Below are 9,532 nucleotides of genomic sequence, written 5' to 3'. Positions count from 1 at the left end.
CAAGTAATCGGATCCGTAGTCTACCATTAGTCGTAGTGGCAATAATTTGTGATAAATTTTGAGTCATATGTAGTAATCCTTTGTTAAGGATATTAGATCACAAAATTATCGGAATTGGTATAACTCACGACTCGATTATTTATTTGCTCGTTTTACCCGCAGATAAAGAGACCCTCGTATTAATGAATCGGGTGAAACTTAAGGGAAACACTCGCAAAAAACGCACCATTAAGCGTTTAAAGGTCAAACTGGGCGCTTCAAATTTCTGCTGACTCACAGCACTAAACTAAAAACTTAAAACTATTTTTAACCAAGATATTTCTAAGCTAGCATCATAGGCAAAGAAAGAGTAAAATATGCCTCCTTAAATTCTCTAGCAAAAACTAGAATCAATTCATAGAAAAGATTAGGCGCGAAACAATGAGTAAAAAGCTATATATCAAAACTTGGGGCTGTCAAATGAACGAGTATGACTCGCAGAAAATGGCTGAACTTTTAGACTCAACCCATGGCTTTGAACTAGCCGAAGCAGCAGAAGATGCTGATGTTATCTTACTTAACACCTGCTCTATCCGTGAAAAAGCACAAGAAAAAGTGTTTCATCAGTTAGGTCGCTGGAAAAACCTCAAAGTAAAAAATCCTGATTTAATCATAGGTGTTGGTGGTTGTGTTGCTTCACAAGAAGGCGATGCTATTCGTCAACGCGCCCCCTATGTTGATATGGTTTTTGGTCCACAAACCTTGCACCGTTTACCTGAAATGATCCAACAAGTTACCGGTAACAAAGGTCATGTCGTTGATGTGAGCTTCCCAGAGATTGAAAAATTTGACCGTTTACCTGAGCCAAAAGCCGATGGCGCTACTGCCTTTGTTTCTATTATGGAAGGTTGTAGTAAGTATTGTACCTTCTGTGTAGTACCTTATACCCGTGGTGAAGAAGTCAGTCGTCCGCTCGATGATGTCTTATATGAAATTGCTCAACTTGCCGAACAAGGTGTGCGCGAAGTCAATTTACTTGGCCAGAATGTTAACGGTTATCGTGGCGATTCGCATGACGGTAGTATTTGTCGTTTTTCTGAACTGTTACGCTTAGTCGCTACCATTGACGGTATTGACCGTATTCGCTATACCACATCACATCCCATCGAATTCACTGATGACATTATTGATGTTTACGCTGATGTGCCTGAGCTTGTTAGTCACTTACATTTACCCGTGCAAAGTGGGTCAGACCGCATTTTAACGCAGATGAAGCGTGGCCATACCGCTTTAGAGTACAAGTCTCAAATCCGTAAATTGAAAAAAGTTCGACCTGATATTTGCATGTCATCTGACTTTATTATTGGTTTTCCAGGTGAAACTGATGCTGATTTTGAAGCGACCATGAACTTAATTAAAGCAGTAGATTTTGATTTAAGTTTCAGCTTTATTTACAGTGCTCGCCCAGGAACACCTGCGGCCGATATGGTTGATGACATTAGTGATGAAACTAAAAAACAACGTTTACAAATATTGCAAGACCGTATCAGTCAACAAGCACTGCAAATTGCACGTCATATGCTTGATACCGAGCAACGTATTCTAGTTGAAGGTCCGTCAAAGAAAAATCCAATGGAATTGCGTGGCCGAACAGAAAATAATCGTATCGTAAACTTTGTTGCTCCACATACCGTTATTGGCCAATTTGTTGATGTCAAGATTACGGATGTTTATGCCAACTCGTTACGCGGTGAACTGATTCGCCAAGAAAGTGAGATGGGTTTACGTATCGCCCATTCGCCCGCTGACATTTTGGCTAACAACCATCACCAAGCAGAACAAAATCCAGTGAATGAGCTAGGGGTAGCCACCTTTACGCCTTAAGCCATTATTATTCATAAAAGTAAATATTAAGGGCAAATAATTATTTGCCCTTTTAACATCTTACTTAAAACACTTGGGAGCAGCAATTGAGTAAAAATACCAGTATAACTTTTGAACTATCTCCGGCCGATAATAATCGTCTGGCCAATTTGTGTGGCGCTATAGACGACAACCTTAAGACGATAGAACGTCGAATGGGCGTTGAGATCAGCTACAGAAGCCATGAGTTTAAAGTTACCGGTAAAAGTGTCAATGCAGAGGCTGTGAAGCAAGTTTTGATCAATCTTTACCTTGAAACTGAAACCGTTAAAGGTAAGTCAAACACCATTACCGCTAAAATACTGCACTTAGCCATTGTAGAAGCCGGAGTGTTAGAAGCCACGCCAAGCAAGCTTGATGCTAAATACGACGATATGGTAACGATAAAAACCAAACGTGGCATGGTCAAGCCGCGTAACGAAAGCCAGCAAAGTTACGTCCAAAATGTTATTACCAATGATATCAGCTTTGGTGTTGGTGTTGCCGGTACAGGTAAAACTTACCTAGCCGTAGCCTGTGCTGTCGATGCTTTAGAGCGTCAAGAAGTCAGACGCATATTACTGACCCGCCCAGCCGTAGAAGCGGGTGAAAAGCTCGGATTTTTACCCGGTGATTTATCGCAAAAAGTCGACCCATATCTACGTCCGTTATACGATGCGCTATTTGAAATGCTCGGTTTTGAAAAAGTTGAAAAGCTGATTGAGCGTAATGTCATCGAAGTGGCTCCATTGGCCTACATGCGCGGTAGAACATTAAACGATGCCTTTATTATTCTTGATGAAAGTCAAAATACTACCGTAGAACAAATGAAAATGTTCTTAACCCGTATCGGCTTTAACTCGCGCGCCGTGATCACAGGTGACATAACTCAGGTAGATTTACCACGCGGACAAAAATCTGGCTTACGTCATGCTATTGAAGTATTAGTGGATATACCCGGCGTTAGTTTTAACTTCTTTCAAGCAAAAGATGTGGTACGCCACCCTGTTGTCGGTCATATAGTTGAAGCTTATGAAGCGTTTGAGCAAAAAGAGCAGCGCTTAAAAGCAGAAAAACAACAAGCGCGCGAACAACAGCAAAAAGCAGAAGCCTTAGCCGCTGCAAGCGAAAGCAAACATGGCGAATAACGTGGCTAATATTGTCGTCGATTTACAATTGGCTTGTGATGATAAGACGGTGCCTGAACTCAGTGACTTTCAACGTTGGACTGAGGCTGCGCTAGCGCCATATGAAAAATCATTTGAACTTACCATTAGATTGGTCAATAGTGATGAAAGCCGCCAGCTTAATCATCAATATCGAGGCAAAGACAAAGCCACCAATGTTTTATCATTTCCATTTGAAGTACCTGATGGCATTGAACTGGATTTATTAGGTGACCTTGTTATTTGCGTTGATATTGTTGAGCAAGAAGCCGCAGAACAACACAAATCTATCAATGCCCATTGGGCGCACATGGTTGTACATGGCTGCTTACATTTATTGGGCTTTGATCATATTGACGATGATGAAGCAGAAGAAATGGAAGCACTTGAAACGAAATTAATTACCGGTTTGGGCATTGCTGCACCTTATGAAATACAATAGCAGCCAATATTCAATAATAAGCGGGCTCATTGATGAATTCGCTTAGTATAAATATCAAAGCATTATTTGATCTGTCTCAGTAAAATAGTTACTGAAGAGAATAAGCAACAATTTAGTACTTGAAATTAACTACGATCGGTTCCAAACTAGTCGAATAATTTAATAGTACTAAATTCAACTAACAAGGAATTAAAAAGGCTCTATGAGCGACGACCAACCCCACTCTAGTAACGGTTCTTCAAATAAGTCAATCTTGACTAAAATTATGCAAGTATTTACCGGAGAACCGAGAAGTAAAGAGCAGCTAGTCAATGCATTAAATGATGCTGAAAACCATGAATTTATCAACCCTGAGATCAAGCAAATGATCGAAGGCGTACTCGAAGTATCTGATATGCGAGTACGTGATATTATGATCCCTCGGTCACAAATGATCACCTTAGATATTAATGATCCACTAGAGAAATCACTCGCCATTATAGTAGATTCTGGGCATTCAAGATTTCCTGTGATTAATGATGATATTGACGACGTTGAAGGCATCTTATTAGCGAAAGATTTACTCGCTTACGGCTTTAGCCAATTCGATGAAGCATTCACCATTGCACAAATTATTCGTCCGGCCATTATTGTTCCTGAGAGTAAAAAAGTTGATCCACTTTTAAAAGAGTTTCGCCAACAGCGTTATCATATGGCGATTGTCGTTGATGAATACGGTGGCGTTTCAGGTGTGGTGACCATTGAGGATATTCTAGAGTTGATCGTCGGTGAAATTGAAGACGAAACCGATGATGCCATGGAAGAAGATATTAAATACCTTGCTGGCCAAGTTTATCAAGTGAAGTCACTTACCGACCTTAACGACTTTAATAATTACTTTAATTTTCAATTTAATGAACGTGATGCCGATACCATAGGGGGTATTGTTACCCAGCACTTTGGTCATATGCCGAAAAAAGGTGAAAAAACCACCATCAATAAAGTTATATTCAAAGTCACCGCTGCCGATAACCGTCGCATTCAAACCTTGCAAATTACCGTACCAAAAGAACATGTAGTTGCTGGTAAAGTGGCTGATTAACACTTTATGCTAAATAAATTCTTTACACGAATTAACCACAACATCATTAATAAAGACAATGGCCTCAGTTTTTTACTGGGGCTTGCATTAGTACTGTGCTATGCACCCTTTTCTTATTATTGGCTAATGGCGATACTATTGCCAACTTGGCTATATTCGCTACAAGGCAAATCAGCTAGAGCGGCAGCCAAGCAAGGTTTTATTTTTGCCTTTGGTTGGTTTTCTGCTGGTATCAGTTGGGTGCATGTCAGTATCGACCAGTTTGGTGGTTTACCGCTGATTGTATCGATATTATTAATGGTGCTGCTGTGTGTCTATTTAGCACTATTTCTCGCCCTTGCCTGCTATTTGGCTGCGCGTTTTTCCTATCAACAAAAACTTAATCTTTGGCTTTTATTACCCTTTTGGCTACTTGCCGAGTTCTTACGTGGCGTATTACTCACCGGCTTCCCTTGGTTAACGTTAGGTTATAGTCAAATTGACGGTCCTTTGGCGGTGTTTGCCCCTATCATGGGCGAGAAAGGTATCAGCGCCTTAGTGATTACCATCAGCATTGCCATAGTTTATATTGTTAAACAGCGCAAACCTTGGCGACATATTGCCTTACTTATCGCCATTAGTGTAGCAAGCCTAGCCTTACAGAATAAAGTTTGGGTGTCAGCAACAGGTCAGTCTGTTAACACTGTGATGGTACAAGGCAATATCAAGCAAGCAATGAAATGGTCGCCAGAGTTAACTTGGCCAACCATGTTAAGCTACTTAGATTTAACCCGTAAAAATTATCCTGCTGATATTGTTATTTGGCCAGAATCAGCCATCACCGCAATAGAGCCAAGTGCCCAAGCGCAAGATTTCTTACAAATAGCACAAAAATCAGCCTTATTAAATAATAGCGCTATTATTTCCGGCATAATTGATTACAACATCAATAGCAGAAATTATTACAATAATTTAATCGTACTGGGTAAAGAATTGCCGAGTGACAGTCAAGGAAGTTACCAATATAACAATCAGAATCGTTATGCCAAGCATCACTTACTGCCCATAGGTGAGTTTGTACCCTTTGCTGATTGGTTAAGACCACTAGCGGCGATTTTTAATTTGCCGATGTCGTCTTTTAGTCGTGGTGAATATGTGCAAAAAAACCTCGTTGCTAATGGTTATCACTTACTGCCATTGATCTGCTTTGAAGTCGCTTTTGCAGAGCAACTTAGCGCTAACTTTTCTAACCAAACTGATTTACTCTTAACCGTGAGTAATGATGCTTGGTTTGGTGATTCACATGGCCCACACCAACACTTAGAAATTGTTAGAATGCGTGCGCTAGAGTTTGGACGACCTTTTTTGCGGGCAACCAACAATGGCATTACCGCTGTTATTGACCATCGAGGTCATATTCTTAAACAAATCCCACAATTTGAACAAGCGGTTCTGAGCAGCCAAGTAGCTTTAGTTACTGGACTAACACCTTATGCGCGCTACACGCGTGTTATCGACTTTGTTATTCCTTTATTACTTTTATTACTGGCGGTGATACGTCGTTTTCAATATAGAGCCAAATCATAAAAGCTAACAGCCGCGCTGTGCTTATAATACAGACTTTTATAACAACAAAAAACGGTGTTAATAAACCCTACCACAAGCAGAACAAGTTAATCGTGCTAGCGACTTAACACCTGGACTAAGGTTATGATTTTATCTTGCTCTCCTTTGCAGAATCTTTAGGTATTTTTCTCATAAAAAGCTCTGCGTCCATAGATAAAAAGCTAAAGTTTTCACTATTTTTCATGTTAGTATTTAGTGATAATAAAAAGGTGCGCCAAGGAAATACAATGATTAGACTATCCACCTCAATAAAATCGGCAATACTCATCACAGCATTGAGCCCAAGCCTAGTGTTTGCAAAAACTACGTTAATTACCAATGTTCAAGGCTATACCATAACGGGCAGCGAACTAGAAAGCTTCGCTGCTATTGCATTTACTGATGACAAAATCGATAAAATATATTCTGCAACAGACACGTTACCAAGCACAAAAAATTTAACCGTTATTGATGGTAAAGGAAAAACATTAATCCCGGGTTTGATTGATTCCCATGGTCATATTTTAAACTACGGTTTAAGCCTATTACGCGCAGATTTAGTCAACAGTGCTTCAGAGCAAGACGCCGTTAATAAAACCTTAGCCTACGCCAAAGCCAACGCGGGGCTAACATGGATACAAGGTCGAGGCTGGAACCAAACCCAATGGCCAAGCAATGCCTTCCCTAATGCAGAGAGTTTAGACCAGCACTTTATCGAGCAACCGGTTTGGCTTGAGCGTGTTGATGGCCATGCCGGCTGGGCAAATTCAAAAGCGATGGCGCTGGCGGGCATCACAAAAGATACCGTATCACCGGAAGGTGGTGAGATTATTAAAGATAATAATGGCCTACCTACGGGTGTTTTTATCGATAATGCCATGGCACTCATTAATGACAGTATCGCGCCTTTAACTATCAAGCAGCAAAAACAAGTGTTGGTCAAGGCGATGGACTCGCTTGCCAGTTATGGCCTTACTAGCGTACATGACGCTGGTATTGACACCGATAACCTTAATGCTTTTAAAGAACTCAGCCAAGAACAAGCGATGAGTATTCGCGTTAATGCTATGTTGTATTTACCGTCGGCTAAGTGGCAACAAACGTTAGCTAACGGTCAATATCGCAGCAAAGACGATATGTTAACCTTTAATAGCGTTAAAATTCAAACCGATGGTGCCTTAGGCAGTCGCGGTGCGGCATTAATTGAAGATTATTCTGACCACCCAGGTCATAAAGGCTTACTGCTAAATACTCCGCAAGAATTTGAACTTTTAGTTAATACTTCAATGCGCCAAGGCTATCAAGTTAATAGTCATGCCATTGGTGATAATGCGAATAAACTGGTACTTGATACCTACGAAAAACAGATCAAAGCGACTAATACCAAAGCGTTACGTCACCGTGTTGAACACGCACAAGTATTACGCCTTGAAGATATACCGCGTTTTGCAGCGCTAGATCTTATTGCTGCCATGCAAGCAACCCACGCGACCAGTGATAAAAATATGGCACAAGACCGACTTGGGCCAAGCAGAATGTTAGGCGCCTATGCCTGGAGAAAGTTACTTGATGCTAAAGTAATGATTGCGGCTGGCTCAGATTTCCCCGTTGAATCACCCAATCCATTTTTTGGTCTACATGCCTCAATTACTCGTCAAGATCATAGCAATAGTCCCGAAGGTGGTTGGTTTGCTGATCAGAAAATGACACCGCTAGAAGCTTTTAGAAGTTTTACCTTAGATGCTGCCTATTCTGGCCACCAAGAAAACATCATTGGTAGCTTAGCCAAAGGGAAAAAAGCTGATTTTGTTTTACTCGACAATAATTTATTTACCATGCCTGAGCAAAATATCTGGCAAATATCGGTGGATAAAACTTGGGTAAATGGCAAGTTGGTGTATAAAAAGTAGTGACTATCATCGCAATAACAAACTTTATTAAGCAGTTTTGGCTAGGTATAACAATCGTGATCTTAGTACTAATAACGGTTGCTTCGCTCTACCCTGCCCAGTATTTGCCCAGCGTACCTGGCAGTGATAAAACCCACCATTTTATTGCCTATTGCGCTTTAATGTTGCCTACCGCACTACGTCGGCCTAAATATTGGTTAGCCTTTGCCTTGTTATTCATTACGTGGAGTGGCTTAATTGAATTGATTCAGCCACACGTTAATCGCTATGGTGAATGGTTAGATCTGGCGGCTAACACAGGTGGTGTGCTATTAGCGATAATTATTGCGCAAGCGCTACATGGCTTAATTGCGTTAAAGAAAACAAAATGCAATCAGTAAGCTAACATCAGTCAACTACTTTGCTACGCTTATGAACACTGAAGTATTAATGCGTTTATTCATATAAAAAAAGCCCATATGGGCTTTTTTTATCACCATTTTTTATCATCATAATACTGGCTATAGCATTATTTTTGATAAATCGTCGCTTTATTACGGCCATTATCTTTAGATTGATATAAAGCATTATCGGCATGCTCAAGCCACTGTGTTTCTGAGCTATAGTTTGGTTGAACTTGCGCAACCCCTAAGCTAATAGTATATTGAACCTCAATGCCATTATAAATAACTACTGACTCTGCTACTGTTTTACGCAAGCGCTCAGCAAATATTAGCCCGCCTTCTGCATGAGTATCCGCTAATAAAATAATAAACTCTTCACCGCCATAGCGAGCTGAAATATCAGTTTCTCGTACTTGTTCGCGGATCAATTTAGCTAAATGGCGAATCACATCATCACCCACTAAATGGCCATAGTTATCGTTAACAACCTTAAAGTGATCTATGTCTAACATAACTAAGCAACTAGCATGTTGGTTACGCGTATAACGCTTAAACTCGGCTGCTATACATTGCTGCCAATGATTGCGATTAAATAATTGTGTCAGGCCATCGGTTCGACTCAAAATAGCTAAATCAGCGTTAGCTTTTTTTAACTGCTTTTTCTGCGTAGCATTGTCAGTTACGTCGTAAACTAATAAACATAAATGAGAAACTTCACCCGTAGTCGACTTTAAAGGAATAAAGGTGGTATTTTGGTACATAAACTCAGCGGTACCGGTAATAGGGCGGTAATTGTTAAATTTGAATACATAAGGGCGCTGCTCCCAAATAGTAAATGCTTTATTTTTTAATAAAAAAACTGATTCCGCTTTACGACGAAACCAGTCTTGGGGTATTTCGTCAAAAAGATCAAAGAGTAACTTACCTTTAACTTCACGCGGCAATAAGCCACTGTGGTTTTCCATAAAACCATTCCAAATTTGAATGGTGTAAGCACGATCAAGCACCACCAGGCCAACATCAATGGTATGAAGTACTTCCATCATCCAATGCAATTCGTTCAACTGTTCAGTTTGTAATGACAT

Annotated in this window: 8 protein-coding genes; 7 read left to right on the top strand and 1 reads right to left on the bottom strand. The window is 40.4% G+C overall.

Annotation, left to right across the window (positions count from 1 at the left end):
* The first annotated feature begins 420 nt into the window (after positions 1–420).
* From miaB to H4J59_RS12395, 7 genes are all read left to right on the top strand, one after another.
* Positions 421–1,863 carry a tRNA (N6-isopentenyl adenosine(37)-C2)-methylthiotransferase MiaB gene (gene miaB, locus H4J59_RS12425; protein ID WP_182239806.1) on the top strand — a complete coding sequence of 481 codons (1,443 nt, stop codon included), beginning with the start codon at positions 421–423 and terminating at the stop codon, positions 1,861–1,863.
* Positions 1,864–1,949: 86 nt separating this feature from the next.
* Positions 1,950–3,029 (top strand): PhoH family protein, encoded by a 1,080-nt coding sequence (locus tag H4J59_RS12420; RefSeq protein WP_182239805.1) that lies wholly within the window; start codon positions 1,950–1,952, stop codon positions 3,027–3,029.
* Positions 3,019–3,489 (top strand): rRNA maturation RNase YbeY, encoded by a 471-nt coding sequence (gene ybeY, locus H4J59_RS12415; RefSeq protein ID WP_220469811.1) that lies wholly within the window; start codon positions 3,019–3,021, stop codon positions 3,487–3,489. The genes H4J59_RS12420 and ybeY overlap by 11 nt, the downstream gene beginning before the upstream one ends.
* 202 nt (positions 3,490–3,691) lie before the next feature.
* Positions 3,692–4,570, top strand: coding sequence for an HlyC/CorC family transporter (locus H4J59_RS12410; protein ID WP_182239803.1), 879 nt, complete (start codon positions 3,692–3,694; stop codon positions 4,568–4,570).
* Between the two features lie 6 nt (positions 4,571–4,576).
* Positions 4,577–6,136 carry an apolipoprotein N-acyltransferase gene (lnt, locus tag H4J59_RS12405; RefSeq protein ID WP_182239801.1) on the top strand — a complete coding sequence of 520 codons (1,560 nt, stop codon included), beginning with the start codon at positions 4,577–4,579 and terminating at the stop codon, positions 6,134–6,136.
* 266 nt (positions 6,137–6,402) lie between these two features.
* Complete coding sequence (locus tag H4J59_RS12400) at positions 6,403–8,064, top strand: amidohydrolase (protein ID WP_182239799.1); 1,662 nt, start codon at positions 6,403–6,405, stop codon at positions 8,062–8,064.
* Between the two features lie 56 nt (positions 8,065–8,120).
* Positions 8,121–8,444, top strand: a complete 324-nt coding sequence (locus H4J59_RS12395; protein WP_310733186.1) for a VanZ family protein — start codon at positions 8,121–8,123, stop codon at positions 8,442–8,444.
* A gap of 128 nt (positions 8,445–8,572) precedes the next feature.
* On the opposite strand, the gene H4J59_RS12390 is transcribed toward H4J59_RS12395, so the two are convergent.
* Positions 8,573–9,532 carry a diguanylate cyclase gene (locus tag H4J59_RS12390; protein ID WP_182239797.1) on the bottom strand — a complete coding sequence of 320 codons (960 nt, stop codon included), beginning with the start codon at positions 9,530–9,532 and terminating at the stop codon, positions 8,573–8,575.

This window comes from Colwellia sp. MB02u-10, from assembly GCF_014077185.1.
Taxonomy (GTDB): Bacteria; Pseudomonadota; Gammaproteobacteria; order Enterobacterales; family Alteromonadaceae; genus Cognaticolwellia.
Note: the sequence above shows the minus strand (reverse complement) of the source record. Positions and strands in the feature narration are given on the sequence as shown.